Origin of the sequence: Sphingomonas sp. Leaf32, from assembly GCF_001421765.1 — a bacterium.
In the GTDB taxonomy this organism is placed as follows: domain Bacteria; phylum Pseudomonadota; class Alphaproteobacteria; order Sphingomonadales; family Sphingomonadaceae; genus Sphingomonas.
The window spans coordinates 354,106-375,000 of the sequence record NZ_LMLA01000008.1; the positions used below are offsets into that span (position 1 = coordinate 354,106).

Below are 20,895 nucleotides of genomic sequence, written 5' to 3' on the forward strand. Positions count from 1 at the left end.
GGCGCGGCGATCGGTGCCGCCAGCGCTTATCAGGGCAGCGCGAGCGGCGAAGTGGACCCCGGAACAAGTCCGGGGTGACGAAATAGAATGTAAATGTCGATCCGTCCCAGCCTTTGCCGGGATGACGTTCCTGTTCACCGCCGCCGCCCGGTCGCCCAGTCGAGCGCCCCGCCGACATGCCGCAACACGCGCGGATCGCTCCAGCTTTCCTTGCGGTGGCCAAGCCCGGTGTAGAACACCCGCCCCTTCCCCACGCGATGCGCCCAGACGAGCGGCTTCGGGTTCACGTCGCTGGCGCCGATCGATTGCGGGTCGAAGGTCAGCAGATGGTCGAGATCGGTCGACAGGTCGCGAAAACCATACCATTCGTCGGCGATCCGGAAATGTCCGGGCAGGCCATCAACCGCCGGATGGCGATGCGGCGTGCGCGTCACCTCGGCCTCCGGCGTGCCCGGCGGGTGCTGGGCAAAGCGCCCGCCGATCATCCGCGCATACCAGGGCCAGCTATAGTGCGAATCGGCCGCGGCATGGATCGCGACGATCCCGCCGCCGCCCTCGACATAGCGTTGCAGGGCATCGCGACGTGGCCCCACGAACCATTCGCTCTCCGGCCGCTTCGGGTCGGTCGTGGTCGATACCAGCACGATCGCGGCATAGGTCAGCGGTTGGTCGAACACCGCCGGATCGTCGCTCGCGACCGGCTCCAGACCCTTGTCGCGCGCCAGCGTCGTCAGCGCGACCACGGCCACGGGAATCGAATCATGCACGAACCCGGTCGCGCGGTGGAACAGCAGCACGCGCGGTGCCGCCATGCCCGGCACCGCGAACAGCAGCGCCAGCAGCGTGACGATCAGCCGGACGATCATTGCCGCATCGCCCGGTCGCGCACCGACAGCGATTCCTGGATCGGCCCCTTCTGCCCGGGATAGCGTCCAGATCTCGGCTCCATCGTCCCCATGTCCCATTCCGCCTCGACGAACGGTGCGGTCGTCGGCACCGGATGGGGATATTCGCTTACCTGCCGTTCGTCGTCGATGATCTTTCCGCGCCCTTCGGCCACGAAGAACAGCACGCGGATGTCGTCGGCATCGCGGTCCCATGGCCGCGCGCCGGCATTGGCCAGCACATGCGTCTCGACATCCTGCGCGGGGAGTACGGGAAGGCCGGCGGGCCACACCGGCGGGGTCTTCGCCTCGATCAGCTTCGCCCGCGTCACGCCATAGCGCCCGAACATCGGCAGCGGGCCACCATGTTTGTCGACCGCGACATTGTCGCGCCCATGATAGCGCAGGTCGCCATCGCCGCCGAGCATCAGAAACGGCAGGTTGACGTCGGTCGACGGCCCGGCGCGCATGACATTGCCGACCGCCGACAGCTTGCCCTCCTGATACGCATGGCCGGCCCATTCCAGCGCCATCAGGTTGTAATGCACCGCGCGCGTGCCGGGATCGTAGATCAGGTTGTTGACCACCGCCGCCTGCACGCCACCCTTCAACAGCGGGCTGCGCTCGACATTATGGGCATAGACGTTGCGCCAGATCAGGATGTTGGTGGCGTTGTCGTGGATCAGCGACCCCTTGCTGTGTTCGCCCTTGGGATGGCTGGCATCGGCCAGCCCCTCGGCCAGCAAATTGTAGCTGAAGGTGATGTTGTGGCTGGTCCCGCGCCGCCAGTCGTCGGGTGTCGCGCCGGTGAAGCGCGGGCCGGAGGCGGACAGGTTTTCGTCCAGCCCCCAGCTCATCGTGCAATGGTCGACGATGACATTGTGCGCCGACACGGTGTTCATCGCATCGACCTCCCACCCCGACCGCTTGGGCTGTCCGTCGAGGCCGGGCCGCACGCGCAGATGGCGAACGATCACGTCATGCGCGCGAATGTCGATGCCGCCGCGGATGATCGTGATGCCCGGCGACGGCGCGGTCTGTCCGGCGATGGTCAGAAACGGTTCGGTGATGGTCAGCGTCGAGCGGCCGAGATCGATCACGCCGCCCACTTCGAACACGACGATGCGCGGGCCTTTCGCCTCCAGCGCGGCCTTGAACGATCCGGGGCCGTCGGGCGCCAGCGTCGTCACGCGGATGATCCGCCCGCCGCGCCCGCCAGGCGTCGCCGCCGCCCACCCCTGTGCGCCCGGAAATGCGCTAACCCCCGCTGGCGTCGCGGTATTTTGCGCAGGCGCCATAGTCGCGGCCATCGCGACCGGCAACAGGCCGCACAGGGCCAGGGCGATCCGTCGGTTCATATCGATTTCCTCTCCGCGCGCTTCTTGACAGCTTCGTCGTGACGGCACAATGTCGCGTTGACACCGGTTTCTCAAGCCGAAAACGGCAAAACCGGATTCTCGCGGTGGATCACGCCATCGCGGGAAGGATCAACGGAGGTGCGGGCCGAACGAGGCCCCGTGCCGCCGACAAGCTGATGACCGCCGGGGCAGTGGAATTGCCCCCGGTGTCATCGCGCAGGGAGAGGGATTGCCATGGAAGTTCGCACCAATCGCCGCCTCATTCGCGCGCTGCTTGCCGCGACGTCGCTCATCGCCGTTACCGGCGCGGCGCACGCACAGGAAGCACCCGCCCCCGCCGACCCGGCACAGACCGCCGACGATGCCGAGGGCGAGATCATCGTCACCGGCTTTCGCGCGTCGCTGAACGCCGCGCTGAACGTGAAGCGTCAGTCGGTCGGCGCGGTCGATGCCATCGTCGCCGAAGACATCGCCAAGTTCCCCGACCAGAATCTTGCCGAATCGCTCCAGCGCATTCCCGGCATCGCCATCCAGCGTGACGGCGGCGAAGGCCGCGCGATCACCGTCCGGGGCCTCGGCGCGCAATTCACGCGCGTCCGGGTCAACGGCCTCGAAACCGTCACCACGTCGAGCGACGGCGCATCCGCCAATCGCGACCGGTCGTTCGATTTCAACGTCTTCGCCTCCGAACTGTTCAGCTCGATCGTGGTGCACAAGACCGCCTCGGCCGATCTGGACGAAGGGTCGCTGGGCGCGGTCGTCGACCTCAACACCGGCAACCCGCTGGCGGGCAAGACCGGCGTGACCGTCGCCGCCTCCGCCGTCGCCAATTACAACGACCTGTCGAAGACGGTCGGTCCGCGCTTCGCCGGGCTGATCGGCTGGAAATCACCCGACGGGACGCTCGGCGCGTCGGTGTCGGTCGCCTATCAGGACACGGTCACCAAGGAGATCGGCAACAACACCGTCCGCTGGGCGCAGGCGCGCTTCGATTCGGTCGACGGCACGCGCTGCTGGACCGCGCCGAACCGGGGCGGCACCTACATCGCCGGCGCGGCGTGCGACAAGGCGGCGCTGTCGTTCCACCCGCGCATCCCGCGCTATGGCGAGGTGACGCACAGCCGCGAGCGGCTGGGGCTTACCGGCAGCGTGCAATGGTCGCCGATCGACGCGACCAAGGTGTCGATCGACGGCCTGTATTCGCGCTTCCGCGCCGATCGCCGCGAGAAATGGGGCGAAGTGCTGCTGCGCTCGAACGAACGTCAGATCGACGTCCTGAACCCGACCTATGATGCGAACAACAACATGGTGTCGGCGACGCTGAACGACGCTTGGGTCCGCACCGAACATTATCTGCGCCAGTCGCAGACGGAGTTCTACCAGATCGGCGGCACCTGGGATCAGGATGTCGGCGACAAGTTCCGCTTCACCCTGCTCGGCGGCTATTCGAAATCCGACGCCAGCGTGCCGGTAGAAACGACGCTGGTGTTCGACGATCGCGATGCGCAGGGCTATCGCTACGACTACAGCGATAAAAATTCGCCGCTGCTCGCCTTCGGCACCAGCGTCACCGACCCGGCCAATTTCCAGCTCGCCGAAATCCGCGATCGCCCGTCCGACGTGGTGAACCAGTTCAAGACCGCGCAGTTGCGCACCGAATGGGATGTGGCGGAAGGGTTCCAGGTCCGCGTCGGCGGCATGTGGCGGCGCTATGACTATGACACCACCGCCTTCACCCGCGACACGGCGGTGTGCGGCAATGGCGGGCGCGATCTGGTGCTGGGCACGATCACCTGTTCGGCCAGCACCGCGTTCGGCCCGACCGCCATCTACGGCTTCCAGGCGACGCCGCAGCTGTCGGAGCTGTTCACGCTCAAGGGAGCGAAGACGCCTTCGGGCACCACGACCCAATGGCTGATCCCCAACCTCGACGCCGCGACGCAGTTCACCGGCCTGTACAACCGCCCGCTGGCGCTCGACGTCGGCAACAATCGCGGCGTGACCGAGGAGACGAAGGGCGGCTATCTGCAATTCGATGCCAAGGGCACGGTCTTCGGCCTCGAATACGCCGCCAATGCCGGCATCCGCTATGTCCGCACCGACCAGTCGTCCTATGGCATCAACAGTGGCGTCAACGTGACGGTGAAGCGCGATTACGAGGACTGGCTGCCCTCGATGAACGTCGCGCTGTACCCGACGCCCGACATCATCGTGCGCGGCGCGATCGCGAAGGTCATCACCCGCCCGTCGCTCGGCAACCTGACGCCCGGCGGATCAGCCGACGGCTTCAACTTCCGCGTGACCAGCGGCAACCCGTTCCTCGAACCGTTCCGCGCGACCAATTACGATCTGGCCGCCGAATGGTATTTCGCGCCGCAATCGGCCTTCTCGGTCGCGCTGTTCCGCAAGGACGTGGCGAGCTTCCCGGTCGCGATTTCGCGCAGCGGCACCTTCACCGAAACCGGCCTGTCGCCCTCGGTGCTGGTGTCGTCCTCGCCCGCCGCGCTCAATCCCGCACTGCAATCGCAGGATATCTGGACGATCTCCACCACCGGTAACGGCACGGGGGCGACGCTCGACGGGATCGAGATCGCGTTGCAGGCGCCGTTCCGCTTCCTGCCGGGCGTGCTGCGCAACTTCGGCGGGATCGTGAACGCGACCTTCGTCCGCTCGGACGCCGATTATACCCAGCAAGGGCCGGCGACGACGCCCGGCGGCACGCTGCCCACCGTGGCGCGCACCGAAACGCTGTACAATGTGTCCAAGCGCCAGTTCAACGCGACGCTGTATTACGAGGATGCGAAGTTCAGCGCGCGCACCTCGGTCGCCTATCGCGGCCCCTATGTCGATGGCGGTTCGGGCACCGGCAACATCTTCGAAGGCTATGATTCGATCGCGAACGTCGATGCGTCGATCCGCTACAAGCTGACCGACTTCCTCGAACTGTCGCTGGAGGGGACAAACCTGACCGACGCCTATCGCCGCCGGATCACCGACGTCGACGTGCGCCGCAATTACGAGAACAACCATTTCGGCCGCACGCTGCTGGTCGGCGCACGGGTCAAGATGTGAGCATCGTCTCGCGGCGGGGGGTGATGGCGGGCGCGGCGCTGGGGGGGGCACTCGCCGCGCTGCCCGCCGCCGGACGGGCGGCCCCTGCCCCGGTCGCCAGACGCGGGTTCGACAACCAGCGGATCGCCGATCTGGGCGACGGGCGCTTCCTCAACCCGCTGATGGCGGGCGACCATCCCGATCCGACGATCCTGAAGGATGGTCGCGATTATTACATGACCTTCTCCACCTTCGATTCCTATCCGGGGCTGGTGATCTGGCATTCGCGCGACCTGGTGAACTGGACCCCGCGCACGGCCGCGCTGACGACCAATATCGGATCGGTCTGGGCACCCGAGCTGACGAAGCACAAGGGGCGCTACTACCTCTACATTCCGACCAAGAACCCGACGACCAGCTGGGTGATCTGGGCCGATCATATCGACGGGCCATGGTCGGAACCGATCGACCTGAAGCTGCCCGACCATATCGATCCGGGCCATGCGGTGGGCGAGGACGGATCGCGCTGGCTGTTCCTGTCGGGTGGCGACCGCATCCGCCTGTCCGACGACGGGCTGAAGACCATGGGCAAGGTCGAGCATGTCTACGACCCATGGCGCTATCCCGACACATGGGACGTCGAGGGGTTCAGCCCGGAGGGGCCGAAGGTGACGCGGCGCGGCGACTGGTTCTATCTCGTCACCGCGGTGGGCGGCACGGCGGGACCGCCGACCGGGCATATGGTGATCGCCGCCCGGTCACGGTCGATCCATGGCCCGTGGGAACATCATCCCGGCAACCCGATCGTCCGCACGACCTCCACCGACGAGAAATGGTGGTCGCGCGGCCATGCGACGCTGGTCGAGGGGCCGGACGGCAGCTGGTGGTCGGTCTATCACGGCTATGAAAACGGCTATTGGACGCTGGGGCGGCAGACCTTGCTCGATCCAGTCGCATGGAGCGCCGATGGCTGGTTCCGCATGACCGGCGGCGACCTGTCGCGCCCACTGCCCAAGCCGAAGGGCGGGCAGCCGGTGCGGCACGGCCAGCCGCTGTCCGACGACTTCGCCACGCTGGCGTTGGGTACGCGGTGGAATTTCTTTCGCCCCACGCCGGACGATCGCGCGCGGGCACGGGTGCAGGACGGTGCGCTGCTACTGGAGGCGAAGGGCACGGCGCCGTCGGACGGATCGCCGCTGCTGCTGATCGCGGGCGATACAAGCTATCGCTTCGAATGCGACATCGAGATCGCGGCCGGCGGGACCGCCGGGCTGATCCTGTTCTACGACGACAAGCTGTATTGCGGGCTGGGGTTCGACGAACAGCGGTTCGTCACCCACCAATATGGCATCGAACGCGGCCGCCCGGCCAATCCGCATGGGGCGCGAATGCGGATGCGCGTCACCAACGACCGGCATATCGTGTCCTTCCACACCAGCGGCGACGGCGGCGCGACGTGGCGGCGGTTCGACCGGGGGATGGAGGTATCGGGCTATCACCACAATGTCCGGGGTGGGTTCCTGATGTTGCGGCCTGGGCTGTATTCGGCAGGTGCCGGCACCGCCCGCTTCCGCGATTTCCGGTTTACCGCGCTGTAGGGGCGATTGACGCAGGTACGGCCTGCCCCTTTGCGCCCCCTGCTTCCGACCCACGCACGTCACCCCAGCGAAGGCTGGGGTCTTTCGCGGATAGCGCGGCACGCCACCACGGGGAGGCCCCGGCCTTCGCTGGGGCGACGGTTCGAGGCAGATGGATCGGATTCCGGGGTGACGTATGTTTCGGGCAGCAAGGCAGTTCCCCGAATCCCGCTTGCCGCTCGTCCGATAACCCGCCACCACCGCGTACGAAGGGGATGGCGATGAACGACGGCGGCACGCAGCATGGCCTTTCGCGCCGATCGATGGCCATCGCCGCCTTTTCGACCGTCGTCGAATGGTACGACTTCACCCTGTACCTCTATCTCGCGACCTTGTTGTCGCGCGTCTTCTACGGCGGGGGCGCGACTTCGCTGGCGGTGACGCTGGGCGGGTTCGCGGTGTCCTATCTGATGCGGCCGCTGGGCGCGCTGGCGTTCGGGCAGATCGGCGACCGGTTCGGGCGGCGGCGGATGATGCTGCTGTCGATGGCGCTGATGACCATCGCCATGCTCGGCATCGCGCTGTTGCCGACGCGCGACGCGATCGGCCCGGCGGCGGGGTGGCTGTTGCTGGCGTTGCGCTGTGTCATGGCCTTCTCGGTCGGCGGGGAATATACCGGGGTCGTCGCCTATCTCTACGAAGGGGCGCGGCCCGACCGGCGCGGGCTGGTCACGTCGTCGGCATCGGCGGCGAGCGAGGTCGGCGGATTGCTGGCGGTCGGCATTTCGGCGGCCATCGTCTCGCTGCTGTCGGCCGCGCAGCTGGAGGCATGGGGCTGGCGCATTCCGTTCTTCATCGGGGCGGCGCTGGCCGCGACGATCGGCATCGCGCGATCGACCTTGCAGGAATCGCCCGAGTTCGAACGGCAACAGCGGCACGGATCGGTCCCGGCCAATCCGATCGCCCATGCGCTCACCCACCACCGCGCGGCGATCGCGCGCGGCTTCGCCATCTCGGCCTTGGGGTCGATCACCTATTATGTCGGCATCGTCTATGTGCCGTCGTTCCTGACCAGTACCGGCGCGATGGGCGAAGGTGCGGCATTGTGGCTGGCGACCGCCGCCGCGGTGATGGTCATCGCGGTCACGCCGCTGGTCGGGCTGTTGTCCGACCATGTCGGACGCAAGCCGGTGCTGATCGCCATCTGCATCGCCGCCGCGATCCTGCCGATGACGATGTTCGCGTGGATGGCGGGCGCAGGGTCCGCCGCGCTGATCGGGGCGCTGGTGCTGGCGGCGCTGGGCGGCGCGATGAGCGCGGTAGGCGCGGTCGCCACCGCCGAACAGCTCCCCGGCGAAGGGCGGCTGAGCGGCCTTGCGCTGGGTGCGACGGCGGCCACCGCGATCTTCGGCGGGCTGACCCCGCTCGTCTCGCACTGGCTGCTGGAATGGAGCGGATGGGTAATGGTGCCCGGTGCGATGATCGCGGTCGTCGCGCTGGCGGTGGCCCCCGCCCTGCTGACTCTTCGCGAAGGTGCGCGATAGGGCACGCTGCGCCCCGATCTGCGATTTGGATTTGACGCGGTTCGCGGAACATGGCTTCGCAAGGCACATGACCGAACCGCATCCCCATACCCGGACGCTCGGCCGGCTGGTCGGCTATCGCCTGCGTCGTGCTTCCGCCGTCTTTGCCAGCGACTTCGCCGTGACGCTAGACGGGACCGGCATCCGCCAGATCCCGATGGGCATCCTCGCCGTCGTCGCCGACAATCCGGGGATCAACCAGGGCACGGTCGGCCGCCTGCTGGGGATCAAGCGCGCCAACATGGTGCCGCTCATCAACGAACTGATCGAAGCCGGGCTGATCGTCCGCGAAACCGACCCGAACGACCGCCGAGCCTTCACCCTCGCCATGTCGGCGGAGGGTACGCAGTTGCTGACCGACTGCATCGCCCGGATCGAGGCGCATGAGGAACGGTTGCTGTCCGGGTTCACCGACGCGGAAAAGGCGACGTTGCTCGACCTGCTCGAACGGATCGAACAGCGCGCGGTGACGACGGATTGACCGCGCGTCGGGGCGAATAACAGGGAACGCGCCAGTTGCCCTCATCGTCACCCCGGACCTGTTCCGGGGTCCACTGGGCCGCACAAGCTGTCGATAGAGGCTCGAATCGCACCGATGGCCGCGCCGTGGACCCCGGAACAAGTCCGGGGTGACGATGGGAGTGGTTCCGCCGACCCGCCCTAATCCTCCGGCGCGATCTCGACCCGCATCCCGTCGAAGATCGCGATCTGACACGACAGGCGCGACCGTTCGGTACGATGCTCCGAACCGTCGAGCAGATCATCCTCGTCCGCCTCCATCGGCGGCAGCAGGGCCAGGTCTGCTGCATCGATATAGACATGGCAGGTCGCGCACGAACAGCATCCGCCACAGATCGCGGCCAGTTCGTCGATCCCGCCGTCGCGGATGGCCTCCATCACGCTCAGGCCGGCCTGCCCGTCGATGTCGCGCACCGATCCGTCGCGGGTGGTCACGGTCAATACCGGCATCACAGCAACTCCTTCAGCGGCACCATCGCATCGGCCAGCCGGTCGCGTGGCGGCGACGCGCCCTGTTCGACCAGCTTGCGCCCCTGCACATAATCCCGCGTGACGTTCACGCAGTCGAGCGCGATCACCCGCCCCCGCCGCAGATAGACGATCGAGAAAGCGCGCGCCGCGATGTCGCCCCGGATCACCGCATCGTCATGACCGATCGACAGGCCGACCGTCTGCAGGCGCAGGTCATATTGGTTCGACCAGAACCACGGCAGCGCGGCATGGGGCGGTGCCTCCCCGGTCGCGATCAGCGTCGCGACGGTCGTTGCCTGGTCGTTGGCGTTCTGCACGCTTTCGACCCGGATCGGCGCATCCCCGGCAAAGCGGTTCGCCTGCACCGCGCAGTCGCCGATGGCGTGGATGTCGGGCAGCGCGGTGCGGCACCACGCATCGACCGCCACGCCATTGCCGCCCGTCGCGCCAGCCGCCAGCAGCGGTTCGACCGCCGGCACGATGCCGATGCCGACGATCACCATCTCGCAGGGATGGGCGCCGCCATCGGCGGTCCGCACCGACAAGCCACCCTTTTCACCGCGTTCGATGCAATCGACGGTGACACCAGTCCGCAGATCGACGCCCGCCGCACGGTGTTCGGCTTCGTAGAAGGCCGACAGCGGCGCGCCGGCGACCCGCGCCAGCACCCGGTCCTGCGCCTCCAGCAACGTCACCTGCCTGCCGACCTTCGTCAGCACCGCCGCCGCCTCCAACCCGATATAGCCGCCGCCGATGATGCAGACCCGCGTCACGCCGTCCAGCCCGGCCATGATCGCATCGACATCGGCACGCGTCCGGACGCCATGCACGCCCGGCAGGTCGTGGCCGCTGCACGTCAGCTGGCGGGGGCTGCCCCCGGTCGCCCAGATCATCCGGCCATAGCCGAACGCCTCGCCGCCATCGGTTTCCACCCGGTGCGCCGCCGCATCGACCCGCACCACCCGCCGGCCCAGCAGCAGCTCGACCGACCGTTCGGTCCAGAAGGCGGCGGGGCGGATCAGGATGCGCTCGAACGGCTTGTCCCCGGCCAGATAGTCCTTGGACAGCGGCGGGCGCTCATAGGGCAGATCCGGTTCGTCGCCGAGGATCGCGATGCTGCCGGCAAACCCCTTTTGCCGGAGCGCGATCGCCGCCTGCGCACCGCCATGGCCGCCGCCGACGATCAGCACGTCGAACCGGCGCGGCGCCACACTCATTCGGCGTCGGCCTGTTCGCGCGCGATCGCCCGGTCGATCATCAACCGCGATCGTACGCCGCCGGCATCGATGTTCAGCTTCAACAACTTGCGCTCGGGAAACTGCGTCAGGTTGCGCTGCTGCTGTTCGAGCATGTCGAGATCCTCGGAGAAAATCTTACCCTGCCCTTCGCGGATCGTCTCGGTCAACGCCGCGTCGTCGACCGCGAACTGCCGCGCCATGCCCCAGAAATACCAGTGCGACGTTTCGGTTTCCGGCGTGATGAAGTCGACGACGATGCTCGACGCCTTGCGGTCATCAGGCGCGTCATAGCCGCCCTCCCCCTGCAGCGCGACGCCGACCTCGATCATCACATGGCTGGGCAGGCTGAACCGGCACTTCTGCCACCGGTCGACGACCGCATCCTCGGGCAAGCCCGCACCGCGCAACGCCATCTGCCAGAAGGGCGGCGGCGACACGCCGTCCATCGTCCGGCTCGTCACGACTTCCTGCCCGGTCACCTCGGTCCTGACCGGCGCCTCGTCGATCTCCTTCTGCCCGATGCTGCTGGCATGGACATAGGTTTCGTGGGTCAGGTCCATCAGATTGTCGATCATCAGCCGGTAATCGCACGCGATATGGAACAGCCCCCCGCCATAGGCCCAGTCGGGGCTTTCCGCCCATGGCAGCGGGTGCAGCTTGTCCGCCGACGCCTGCGCCGGATCGCCCGGCCACACCCAGATAAAGCCATAGCGTTCCATGACCGGGAAGTTCTGCGCCGACGGAAACCTGCCGACCTGCTGCCCCGGCATGTTGTCGGGCCGCCCTTTGCAGTTCAGCGCCAGCCCGTGATAGCCGCACACGATCGTATCGCCGCGCACGAAGCCCAGCGACAGCGGCGCGCCGCGATGCGGGCAGAAATCCTCCAGCGCGACCACGCCGCCGCTCGTCGGGCGGAAGAACACCATGCGCCGACCGGTGATCTGGCGCGCCAGCGGCTTGTCGGTGATTTCGGCGGCAGTCGCCGCGACGTACCAGGCGTTGACCGGCCAAGTCATGCGCGGCGCGTCGGCGGCGGCACGGGATTTGGGCGGTGCGACGAGCGTGTCGGTGGTCATGTCCTGCTCCTGTCCGGCCGCTGGCAGCGGCTCTCGATCACGCCGCAACGGTATCAGTCGGGATCGCCATAAGCATCGCGCATTCTGTTTATACCCGGTATAAGCCAGATATATGCCGCCGCTCGACCTCAACCTGCTGCGTGTGCTGGACGCGCTGTTCTCGCTAGGCAGCGTATCAGGCGCGGCCCGCGCGCTGGGGCTGAGCCAGCCGGGGGTCAGCATCGCGCTGCGCCGCCTGCGCGAGCATTTCGGCGACGACCTGTTCGTGCGACAGGGCGGCGCGATGGTGCCGACCGCGCTGGCAGAGGGATTGCGCGAACCGGTGCTGCGCACGCTGGCGACGATCCAGTCGGAAATCCTGCCCGCCGGGCGGTTCGATCCCGCCCGGTCCGACCGTCGCTTCGCCATCAGCCTGTCCGATCTGGGCGACCTGGTGTTCCTGCCCGACCTGATGGCGCGGCTGCGCGAACGCGCGCCGGGTGTCACGGTGCACTCGGTCGCCGCCGACCCCGCCCAGTTGATCGACGGCATGGCGCGCGGCACGATCGACCTCGCCATCGGCCATTTGACAGACGCCGGTTCAGCCAGCCTGTTCGAACAGACGCTGTTCGTGCAGCATTTCGTCTGCCTCGTACGCGGCGACCATCCGACGATCGACGACACGCTGACCCTCGACCAGTTTCTCGGCCTCGACCATATCGTCGTGTCGCAGGAGGGGCGCAGCCAGGAACGCTTCGAACGACAGGTGCGCGCCCTGGGGCTGGAGCGCCGCATCGCGCTGCATTCGCCCCATTTCATGAGCGTGCCGCTGCTGGTCGCCGGGTCGGACATGATGACCGTGGTGCCGCAGGCGGTCGGGCGCATCTATGCCCGGCTGCTGGGGCTGAAGCTCCTCCCCCTGCCCTTCACCGTACCCGGCGTGGAGTTGCGCCAGTTCTGGCACCGGCGCGCGCATGGCGATCCGGCGGTGTCGTGGCTGCGCAAGCTGGTCGCCGAATGCTTCATCGGCCGCGATCCGACGCAGAGCCGGGACTCGGTATTCTGGTCGGACTATAGCGCGTGAGCGGAGCAGCCCCTGGCGCCAATCCGGCGCGAATCGCGGTGATCGGGGGGGAAAGTACGGGCGAGGGCCATGGCGTTTTGCCTGATCGCGGCGGGCGTGCCGTCCGAACTGGTCGTGGCCCCCGGTGCCTTTCACGGCTTCGATGCGGTCGCGCCGGAAACCGGGCTTGCCAAGCGCTTCACCGCCGCCAAGATCGCCGCATTGCGCCGCGCCTTCGGGGCCGATGGCGCACCGACATGATTCTCCGACAGGATATTGCCCATGGCCGCTCGTTCCCTGCCCCTCCGCGCCACCTTGCTGCTGTCGCTCGGGCTGATACCAGGTGCGCTTTTCGCGCAGGCACCCGCCGCAATGGCTGAACGCCCCGCCCCGCCCGTGGCATGGACCAGCGCGCCGTTCGTGCCGCTATGGACCGGCACCCCGCCCGGCGGCGGCTTTCGCCGGGTCGCCGTGCCCGCCGACAGCCCCGCCACCTTCCTGCGCAACATCGACCAGCCCGGCCTGCGGCTGTTCCGCCCGGCCCATGCCAACGGCGCGTCGGTACTGGTCATCCCCGGCGGCGCGTATGACTTCCTGTCGATCGGCAACGAGGGCGTGGAGATCGCGGAGCGGCTGAACGCGCTCGGCTATACCGTCTATGTCCTCGTCTACCGCCTGCCGGGCGAAGGGTGGGCCAACCGCTCGGACGTGCCGTTGCAGGATGCGCAGCGGGGCCTGCGCATGGTCCGCGCCGCCGCGACGAAAGACGGGCTGGACCCGCACCGGGTGGCGGTACTGGGCTTTTCGGCGGGCGGTCACCTGGCCGCGACGCTGGAAACCGACTTCGCGCAAGCCGTCTATCGGCCGACCGATGCGATCGACCGAGTCGATGCCCGTCCCGACGCTGCCGGGTTGATCTACCCGGTGATCGCCGCCGCCCCGCCCTTCACCCACGCCCTGTCCGCCGAACGACTGCTGGGGAAGAAGCCAGGCGCGGCGGCGATCGCCCGCCGCTCTCCAGCCAGCCACGTCACCGCGACGACCCCGCCGACCTTCCTGCTGCACGCGATGGACGACGGCGCGGTGGTGCCCGACAACAGCATGGCGATGATGGCCGCGCTGCGCCGCGCCGGCCGCCCGGTCGAAGCGCATTTCGTGGCCGAGGGCGGGCATGGCTTCGGCGTCGGATCGCCCACCCTGCCGGTCGGCCACTGGGTCGAGACGTTCGACCATTGGCTGCAGCGCATCTTTGCCACCGCAACCCCGCCGGTCGGTTGACGTCGGCGACGATGTAGCTGCGTTGGATAGCAAGAATCGGAACAGAGGATGGGGGATGCCGGAAGCAACGGCCAACGGTTAAACGCGGCACTCGATGCCAGGACCGATCGACATCCACATTCTATTTCATTGCCCCGGACGTGTTCCGGGGTGACGGAGAGGCTGCACGCGTCGATCAGGAACGACACCGGGAGTAGCCGAATGTCGACTGGCCCTGAACGAGCCGGTCGAACGAAGTCACCATGGGTCAGGATGGCGTCGCAACTGCCGAACAGCGCGCGAAACGCGGTCATGTCCGGCGATGGCGCGTATCCGACCCGCCCGTTTGATCGATCGCCACCGAAATCGGAGGGTCGACAGGAATGACATGGGGAAAATCGTGACCGCCAGCGATCCGCGCCCACACCCCCCGCACAGTGCCGGTGCCGTTCGATATGCTGCGCGACAACAGCCATCGCGTTCCGTTCCGGAGGCAAGCCGCAGCGGCCGTCCCACCGCACGCTTTGCCCATCGACCAGCGCACAGGTCATAAGTTTTTGCTATATCCGCGTCCGTGAAGCCGTTCGACCTCAACCTGCGTCATCTGCGCGCGATCAGCCATATCGTGGCCGCGCGCAGCCTGAACCGCGCCGCCGCTGCCGCCGGGCTGTCGCAACCGGCGCTGACGCAGGGCCTTGGCAAGCTGGAACGGCAACTGGGTACGCGATTGTTCGAACGCAATCCCGACGGCATGACCGCAACGGCGGCGGGGCTGGCGCTGGCCGAGCGGACCGACCGCGCCTTCGCCTTGCTGGCCGGGGTCGGCCGGCGCAGTGGCAAGCGCGGTTTCGCCCGGCCCGATGCGTTGATGACGTCGACCCAGGCCGAGGCATTTCTGCATTTCGCCGATGCCGGCGGCTTTGCCGGGGCGGCTGCGAACAGCGGTCTGTCGCAGCCGGCGATTCACCGCGCGGTCCGCGAACTGGAAGCGATCTGGGCGACGCCGCTGGCCGAGCGGCGCGGGCGCGGCATGGTGCTGACCGCCGCCGGTCGCGCCGTGGCGCGGAGCGTGCGGCTGGCGGCGAACGAGATCGCCGCGGGCATCGTCGAGGCGCACGGCGATGCCGGGGAAGGCGGGCGTGTCGCGATCGGCGCGATGCCGCTCAGCCGTGCGCTCCTGCTCCCGCACGCGCTTGCCCGGTTCCTGACCGATGCCCGCGGGACGGTGATCGACGTGGTCGAGGGATCATGGCGCGAACTGGTCGAACCGCTGCTGGATGGTGTGATCGATCTGATGATCGGTGCGCTGCGTAGCGATCCGCCCGCCGGGATCGATCAGATGCCGCTGTTCAGCGACCGGCTCGTCATTTTCGGACGCGCCGGCCACCCGCTGGCGGGGAAGGCGGTCGATCTGGACCAGCTTGCCGCGCAGCCCTGGGTCGTCGGGCCGAACGGCACGCCGCTGCGCAGCCATTGGGAGGCGCTGTTTGCCGGTCGCCCCCTTCCCCCGGTCCCGGTCGAATGCGGGTCGGTGATGGTGATCCGGGGGTTGCTGGCCGAAAGCGACCTGCTGACCCTGCTCTCCCCCGATCAGGTCGCACTCGAAATGGATGCCGGGCTGCTGGTGCGGATCGGTCCGGACCTGGAGGATACGGTGCGTACCATCGGCATCACCACCCGTACCGGATGGCGCCCGACCGCCGGACAGGCCCGGCTGATCGGCCTGTTGCAGGACGCGTCACGGAAAACCAGACTTCAGGAAAACCGATAAGGCTCGGACCTTTCCGATTGGCACGATGGCCGGTCGCTCCGGTACGCCCTGCCCATGGGAAGGATGTCATCGGTATCGGGTTCGGAAAGGCAGGCCGCGCGCACGCGCTTCCCGGCATCGGCGGCCACGACCGCGAGATGGCGGCCGCGACGGAACGCCGGTGCCTGTCGAACGCCCGCCGCGCCGCCGGTGTCAACGGCTGCGAAACACCGCCGGCCGCACTGGCCAGGGTCGCTGCCGTCTTCCCACTGACGTCCTCTCGATCAGGCGCTGCCCGCCATGCGCAGCGATGCCGTCCGTCCCATCGTTTAGGAGAAACCGCCATGAAGAATATGCTCGCCAGCCTCGACGGGCCGCGCCACGCCCCTTCCGTCAGCCTCGCGCAGTCGATCGTACTCGACAAGCCGCTGGCGGTCGCACGATGAAGACATCGGTCGTCATCATCGGCGCCGGCCCGTCTGGTCTGTTGCTCGGGCATCTGCTGCGCGCGGCCGGCGTCGACTGTATCGTCGTTGAACATCAATCGCCCGAATACATCCTGACCCGCATCCGCGCCGGCGTGCTGGAGACGGTGACGACCGACCTGATGGCACGGCTGGGGTTGGAAGGGCGACTGCGTGCCGAGGGGCTGATCGAAAAAGGCTTCAACCTCGCCACCGCCGATCATCTGATCCGCATCGACATCGCGGGCCTGACCGGCAAGCACGTCACCGTCTATGGCCAGACCGAGTTGACGCGTGACCTGATGGATGCGGCGGTCGAGCGCGACCTGACCATCCTGTATGGTGCAAAGGATGTCGCACTGCATGACATCGACAGCGCCGCACCGTTCATAACTTTCCTAAAGGATGGCACAGCAACGCGCATCGACGCACAGTTCGTCATCGGCTGCGACGGGTTTCACGGCCCCTCCCGGCGGGCGATCCCGGCGTCGGCCGTGCGGGAGTTCGAACGGGAATATCCGTTCGGCTGGCTCGGTATTCTGGCAGATGTACCGCCGTGCCATGCCGAACTGATCTACGCCAATACCGATCGTGGTTTCGCGCTGGCGTCGATGCGATCGGCGACGCGCAGCCGCTATTACATCCAGGTTCCGCTGACCGAGCGGATCAAGGATTGGAACGCGGACCGGCTATGGGATGAATTGGTCGAACGGTTCGATCCGATTAGCGATCATGGCGTCACCCGCGGACCGGCGCTGGAAATGTCGATCGCGCCGCTCCGGTCCTATGTGTTAGAAACCATGCGCCTTGGCCGACTGTTCCTGGCGGGCGATAGTGCGCACATCGTCCCCCCGACGGGAGCGAAGGGATTGAACCTTGCGGCGTCGGATGTTGCGTATTTGTCGGATGCGCTGATCGCTTTTTTCAAGCGTGGGGAGGAGGCATTGCTGACAGGATATGCAGCGCGGGCGTTGTCGCGGATCTGGAAGGCTGAGCGCTTCAGCTGGTATTTGACGAAACTGATGCACCGTTTTCCGGAGGACGGCGCGTTCGAGCACCGTATGCAGGCAGCGGAACTGGCCTATGTGGCGGGTTCGTCGGCGATGCAGACGGCGATCGCGGAGAATTATGTGGGCTTACCGCTGTAGCGGGGGCTTGAGCGTTTCGTTTGCCCCAACGCCCCTAGCCCCATCTCTTTGGAGACGGGATCTGGGGCGTTGGTGAAAGGGTTGGTTGCGGGGACAGGATTTGAACCTGTGACCTTCAGGTTATGAGCCTGACGAGCTACCGGGCTGCTCCACCCCGCGCCACCATGGGACGTCCTGTTGGACGAAAGGGGTAAGGGACATTGTGAATGGTTATGTGCACCGGCTTCAATGCCTGGCGACGACCTACTCTTCCATTGCTTGAGCAATAGTACCATTGGCGCAGGTTGGTTTCACGGCTTCACAAACGCTATAGCCACCAGGCAATGAAGCGGGTGCACATTGGTTTTTCAAATCGATGTTTTGAAAGGCTGAGGGTTTCAACCACGCCTTGGTCTGCAACCAGTGCTGACGTTGGCGGTGTGAACTCTACAAGCGCGAATAGGACAATTAGTATCGGTTAGCTTCACGCATTACTGCGCTTCCACATCCGATCTATCAAGGTCGTGGTCTCCGACCGTCCTAAGAAATCTTATCTTGAGGGAGGCTTCCCGCTTAGATGCTTTCAGCGGTTATCCCGTCCGTACATAGCTACCCTGCTGCGCCGTTGGCACGACGACAGGTACACCAGAGGTACGTTCACCCCGGTCCTCTCGTACTAGGGGCAACTCCTCTCAAATTTCGACGCCCACGGCAGATAGGGACCAAACTGTCTCGCGACGTTCTGAACCCAGCTCACGTACCACTTTAATTGGCGAACAGCCAAACCCTTGGGACCTGCTCCAGCCCCAGGATGTGATGAGCCGACATCGAGGTGCCAAACAACCCCGTCGATATGAGCTCTTGGGGGTTATCAGCCTGTTATCCCCGGCGTACCTTTTATCCGTTGAGCGATGGCCCTTCCACGAGGGACCACCGGATCACTATGACCGACTTTCGTCTCTGCTCGACTTGTCAGTCTCGCAGTCAGGCTGGCTTATGCCATTGCACTCTAACAGACGGTTTCCAACCGTCCTGAGCCAACCTTCGCGCGCCTCCGTTACTCTTTAGGAGGCGACCGCCCCAGTCAAACTACCCGCCACAGAGGGTCCCTCGCCCAGTTTCATGGGCGCAGGTTAGACATCAGAAAACAACAGGGTGGTATTTCACCTATGGCTCCACGTCAGCTGGCGCCGACGCTTCAAAGCCTCCCACCTATGCTACACAGTTCTTTCCTAATGCCACTCTGAAGCTGCAGTAAAGGTGCACGGGGTCTTTCCGTCTAACCGCGGGTACTCCGCATCTTCACGGAGAATTCAATTTCGCTGAGCATGTCCTGGAGACAGTGGGGAAGTCGTTACGCCATTCGTGCAGGTCGGAACTTACCCGACAAGGAATTTCGCTACCTTAGGACCGTTATAGTTACGGCCGCCGTTTACCTGGGCTTCATTTCAGAGCTTGCACCCCTCCACTTAACCTTCAGGCACCGGGCAGGCGTCAGGCCCTATACGTCGTCTTGAAGCCGACTTAGCAGAGCCCTGTGTTTTTGCTAAACAGTCGCTACCCCCTGGCCTGTGCCCCCCAACAGAGCTTGCGCCTAGTTGGGGCCTCCTTCTTCCGAAGGTACGGAGGCAATTTGCCGAGTTCCTTCAGGACACTTCTCTCAAGCGCCTTGGTATACTCTACCTGACCACCTGTGTCGGTTTCGGGTACGGTCTATACGGTGGGGCTATTTCCCGGGACAGCTTCGAAGCCAGCTCAATCCGATAAGAGCTGACAACACACGCCATCCGTCACACACCACCAGGCCCACGAATATTAACGTGGTTCCCATCGACTACCCCCTTCGGGCTCGTCTTAGGGGCCGGCTCACCCTGCGCGGATTAGCCTTGCGCAGGAACCCTTGGTCTTTCGGCGAAAGGGCATCTCACCCTTTTTATCGCTACTCATGTCTGCATTCGCACTTCCGATACCTCCACGACCCATTACCAGATCGCTTCACAGGCGTACGGAACGCTCCGCTACCGCGTGCACAAAGTGCACACCCTAAGCTTCGGTGCGTGTCTTGAGCCCCGTTACATCTTCGCCGCAGGAACCCTTGTTTAGACCAGTGAGCTGTTACGCTTTCTTTAAAGGATGGCTGCTTCTAAGCCAACCTCCTGGTTGTTTTGGGATTCCCACATGCTTTCCCACTTAGACACGACTTGGGGACCTTAGCTGTAGGTCAGGGCTGTTTCCCTTTTGACGACGGACCTTAGCACCCGCCGTCTGTCTCCCGGATATCACTCTTATGTATTCGGAGTTTGGTTAGTATTGGTAGATCTCGCGACCCCCGCAACCATCCAGTGCTCTACCCCATAAGGTGTCCATCCGAGGCACTACCTCAATAGTTTTCGCGGAGAACCAGCTATTTCCCGGCTTGATTGGCCTTTCACCCCTAAACACAACTCATCCGGTAACTTTTCAACGTTAATCGGTTCGGACCTCCAGTGGGTGTTACCCCACCTTCATCCTGGTCATGCCTAGATCGCCGGGTTTCGGGTCTAATCCGTCAAACTCATTCGCCCTATTCAGACTCGCTTTCGCTGCGCCTACACCTAACGGCTTAAGCTTGCTTGACAGATTAAGTCACAGACCCATTATGCAAGAGGTACGCTGTCACCCCATAAAAGGGCTCCAACTGCTTGTAGGCAATCCGTTTCAGGTACTGTTTCACTCCCCTCATCGGGGTGCTTTTCACCTTTCCCTCACGGTACTAGTTCGCTATCGGTCATGTACGAGTATTTAGGCTTGGAGGGTGGTCCCCCCATGTTCAGACAGAATTACACGTGTTCCGCCCTACTCGAGTCCTGATACATCACTTTCGCATACGGGACTGTCACCCGCTATGGTCAGCTTTTCCACGCTGTTCTGCTAGTTGAATATCAGGCACTGGCCTGGTCCGCGTTCGCTCGCCACTACTAACGGAATCTCGGTTGATGTCTTTTCCTCCGGGTACTGAGATGTTTCAGTTCGCCGGGTTCGCTTCTCGAAACCTATGTATTCAGTTAAGAGATACCTTGTCCATTTAACCCTGAACGCCGTTACCAACGGTCAGGATTAAACGGATAGGTGGGTTTCCCCATTCGGAAATCGTCGGGTCAAAGGTTGCTCACACCTCACCGACGCTTATCGCAGCGTGCCACGTCCTTCATCGCCTGTACATGCCAAGGCATCCACGAATTGCCCTTACCTCACGCTTGAGAGTCCACACCACCAACGACAACACTGGATCGACGTCCGCAGACGACGACACGAAACTCGGCAGAGCAGTGTATCGCGGTTGTTTTCGGTGTGGTTGAAAATCGCTCAGCCTTTGTTGTGATGAACGTTCGTTCGTTTAGTTCAGCACAGCCTTGCGGCTACGCTTCCCTTTTCCGAACCAACGCCTCACGGCATCGATTTGAAAAAACCATTCACAATGTCAAATATCGAAGCGGCGCCAATAACGCCGTCCTACCC

Annotated in this window: 14 protein-coding genes, 1 tRNA gene and 2 rRNA genes; 9 read left to right on the forward strand and 8 right to left on the reverse strand. The window is 65.1% G+C overall.

Annotated features, from left to right (window positions below; all coding sequences use genetic code 11):
- Window positions 1-134 precede the first annotated feature (134 nt).
- Both ASE83_RS12115 and ASE83_RS12120 read right to left on the reverse strand, forming a co-directional pair.
- Entirely contained in the window at window positions 135-866 is a 732-nt protein-coding gene (locus ASE83_RS12115) for a ThuA domain-containing protein (protein ID WP_055790156.1), read from the reverse strand.
- Window positions 863-2,194: a pectate lyase family protein gene (locus ASE83_RS12120; RefSeq protein WP_443024315.1), complete on the reverse strand. Its 1,332-nt coding sequence runs from the start codon at window positions 2,192-2,194 to the stop codon at window positions 863-865. Before ASE83_RS12120 ends, ASE83_RS12115 begins: the two co-directional genes overlap by 4 nt.
- Window positions 2,195-2,476: 282 nt before the next feature.
- On the opposite strand from ASE83_RS12120, the gene ASE83_RS12125 reads away from it, so the two are divergent.
- The 4 genes from ASE83_RS12125 to ASE83_RS12140 all read left to right on the forward strand — a co-directional run bounded on the left by ASE83_RS12125 (window position 2,477) and on the right by ASE83_RS12140 (window position 8,934).
- On the forward strand, window positions 2,477-5,314 hold the full coding sequence (locus tag ASE83_RS12125; RefSeq protein ID WP_055790163.1) for a TonB-dependent receptor: 2,838 nt from the start codon (window positions 2,477-2,479) through the stop codon (window positions 5,312-5,314).
- A gap of 23 nt (window positions 5,315-5,337) precedes the next feature.
- Window positions 5,338-6,891: a family 43 glycosylhydrolase gene (locus tag ASE83_RS12130; protein WP_055790166.1), complete on the forward strand. Its 1,554-nt coding sequence runs from the start codon at window positions 5,338-5,340 to the stop codon at window positions 6,889-6,891.
- A 254-nt stretch (window positions 6,892-7,145) separates the two neighbouring features.
- Window positions 7,146-8,414: an MFS transporter gene (locus ASE83_RS12135; RefSeq protein ID WP_235513232.1), complete on the forward strand. Its 1,269-nt coding sequence runs from the start codon at window positions 7,146-7,148 to the stop codon at window positions 8,412-8,414.
- A 67-nt stretch (window positions 8,415-8,481) separates the two neighbouring features.
- Complete coding sequence (locus tag ASE83_RS12140) at window positions 8,482-8,934, forward strand: MarR family winged helix-turn-helix transcriptional regulator (RefSeq protein WP_055790169.1); 453 nt, start codon at window positions 8,482-8,484, stop codon at window positions 8,932-8,934.
- A 179-nt stretch (window positions 8,935-9,113) separates the two neighbouring features.
- Here ASE83_RS12140 and ASE83_RS12145 read toward each other — a convergent pair whose 3' ends face one another.
- From ASE83_RS12145 to ASE83_RS12155, 3 genes are read right to left on the reverse strand one after another with little or no spacing between them, the layout of a single operon-like run.
- The gene (locus ASE83_RS12145) at window positions 9,114-9,422 is read right to left on the reverse strand and encodes a 2Fe-2S iron-sulfur cluster-binding protein (RefSeq protein ID WP_055790171.1); all 309 of its coding nucleotides are present in this window, start codon (window positions 9,420-9,422) and stop codon (window positions 9,114-9,116) included.
- A complete protein-coding gene (locus ASE83_RS12150) occupies window positions 9,422-10,660 on the reverse strand; it encodes an NAD(P)/FAD-dependent oxidoreductase (RefSeq protein WP_055790177.1) in 1,239 nt (412 codons plus the stop codon). Before ASE83_RS12150 ends, ASE83_RS12145 begins: the two co-directional genes overlap by 1 nt.
- On the reverse strand, window positions 10,657-11,757 hold the full coding sequence (locus ASE83_RS12155; RefSeq protein ID WP_082443313.1) for an aromatic ring-hydroxylating oxygenase subunit alpha: 1,101 nt from the start codon (window positions 11,755-11,757) through the stop codon (window positions 10,657-10,659). Before ASE83_RS12155 ends, ASE83_RS12150 begins: the two co-directional genes overlap by 4 nt.
- 112 nt (window positions 11,758-11,869) lie before the next feature.
- On the opposite strand from ASE83_RS12155, the gene ASE83_RS12160 reads away from it, so the two are divergent.
- The 5 genes from ASE83_RS12160 (at window position 11,870) to pobA (ending at window position 17,418) form a co-directional block, all read left to right on the forward strand.
- Window positions 11,870-12,820 (forward strand): LysR family transcriptional regulator, encoded by a 951-nt coding sequence (locus ASE83_RS12160; RefSeq protein WP_055790182.1) that lies wholly within the window; start codon window positions 11,870-11,872, stop codon window positions 12,818-12,820.
- A 69-nt stretch (window positions 12,821-12,889) separates the two neighbouring features.
- Complete coding sequence (locus tag ASE83_RS18545; protein ID WP_200921890.1) at window positions 12,890-13,060, forward strand: hypothetical protein; 171 nt, start codon at window positions 12,890-12,892, stop codon at window positions 13,058-13,060.
- 21 nt (window positions 13,061-13,081) lie between these two features.
- Window positions 13,082-14,077 carry an alpha/beta hydrolase gene (locus ASE83_RS12165; protein ID WP_055790186.1) on the forward strand — a complete coding sequence of 332 codons (996 nt, stop codon included), beginning with the start codon at window positions 13,082-13,084 and terminating at the stop codon, window positions 14,075-14,077.
- 553 nt (window positions 14,078-14,630) lie between these two features.
- Window positions 14,631-15,827 (forward strand): LysR family transcriptional regulator, encoded by a 1,197-nt coding sequence (locus ASE83_RS12170; RefSeq protein WP_055790189.1) that lies wholly within the window; start codon window positions 14,631-14,633, stop codon window positions 15,825-15,827.
- A gap of 421 nt (window positions 15,828-16,248) precedes the next feature.
- Entirely contained in the window at window positions 16,249-17,418 is a 1,170-nt protein-coding gene (gene pobA, locus ASE83_RS12175; RefSeq protein ID WP_055790192.1) for a 4-hydroxybenzoate 3-monooxygenase, read from the forward strand.
- Between the two features lie 82 nt (window positions 17,419-17,500).
- Here pobA and ASE83_RS12180 read toward each other — a convergent pair.
- The 3 genes from ASE83_RS12180 to ASE83_RS12185 form a co-directional block, all read right to left on the reverse strand.
- A tRNA-Met gene (locus ASE83_RS12180) sits at window positions 17,501-17,577 on the reverse strand.
- A gap of 71 nt (window positions 17,578-17,648) precedes the next feature.
- Window positions 17,649-17,739 (reverse strand): 5S ribosomal RNA (rrf, locus tag ASE83_RS19110).
- Between the two features lie 106 nt (window positions 17,740-17,845).
- Window positions 17,846-20,636, reverse strand: a 23S ribosomal RNA gene (locus ASE83_RS12185).
- Window positions 20,637-20,895 lie beyond the last annotated feature (259 nt).

Coding starts and splice junctions, on each gene's coding strand:
- ASE83_RS12135 (WP_235513232.1), top strand. CDS start 7,146: ATGGCGATGAACGACGGCGGCACGCAGCATGGCCTTTCGCGCCGATCG.
- ASE83_RS12125 (WP_055790163.1), top strand. CDS start 2,477: ATGGAAGTTCGCACCAATCGCCGCCTCATTCGCGCGCTGCTTGCCGCG.
- ASE83_RS12165 (WP_055790186.1), top strand. CDS start 13,082: ATGGCCGCTCGTTCCCTGCCCCTCCGCGCCACCTTGCTGCTGTCGCTC.
- ASE83_RS12115 (WP_055790156.1), bottom strand. CDS start 866: ATGATCGTCCGGCTGATCGTCACGCTGCTGGCGCTGCTGTTCGCGGTG.
- ASE83_RS12150 (WP_055790177.1), bottom strand. CDS start 10,660: ATGAGTGTGGCGCCGCGCCGGTTCGACGTGCTGATCGTCGGCGGCGGC.
- ASE83_RS18545 (WP_200921890.1), top strand. CDS start 12,890: ATGGCGTTTTGCCTGATCGCGGCGGGCGTGCCGTCCGAACTGGTCGTG.
- ASE83_RS12140 (WP_055790169.1), top strand. CDS start 8,482: ATGACCGAACCGCATCCCCATACCCGGACGCTCGGCCGGCTGGTCGGC.
- ASE83_RS12160 (WP_055790182.1), top strand. CDS start 11,870: ATGCCGCCGCTCGACCTCAACCTGCTGCGTGTGCTGGACGCGCTGTTC.
- ASE83_RS12155 (WP_082443313.1), bottom strand. CDS start 11,757: ATGACCACCGACACGCTCGTCGCACCGCCCAAATCCCGTGCCGCCGCC.
- ASE83_RS12120 (WP_443024315.1), bottom strand. CDS start 2,194: ATGGCCGCGACTATGGCGCCTGCGCAAAATACCGCGACGCCAGCGGGG.
- ASE83_RS12145 (WP_055790171.1), bottom strand. CDS start 9,422: ATGCCGGTATTGACCGTGACCACCCGCGACGGATCGGTGCGCGACATC.
- ASE83_RS12130 (WP_055790166.1), top strand. CDS start 5,338: ATGGCGGGCGCGGCGCTGGGGGGGGCACTCGCCGCGCTGCCCGCCGCC.
- pobA (WP_055790192.1), top strand. CDS start 16,249: ATGAAGACATCGGTCGTCATCATCGGCGCCGGCCCGTCTGGTCTGTTG.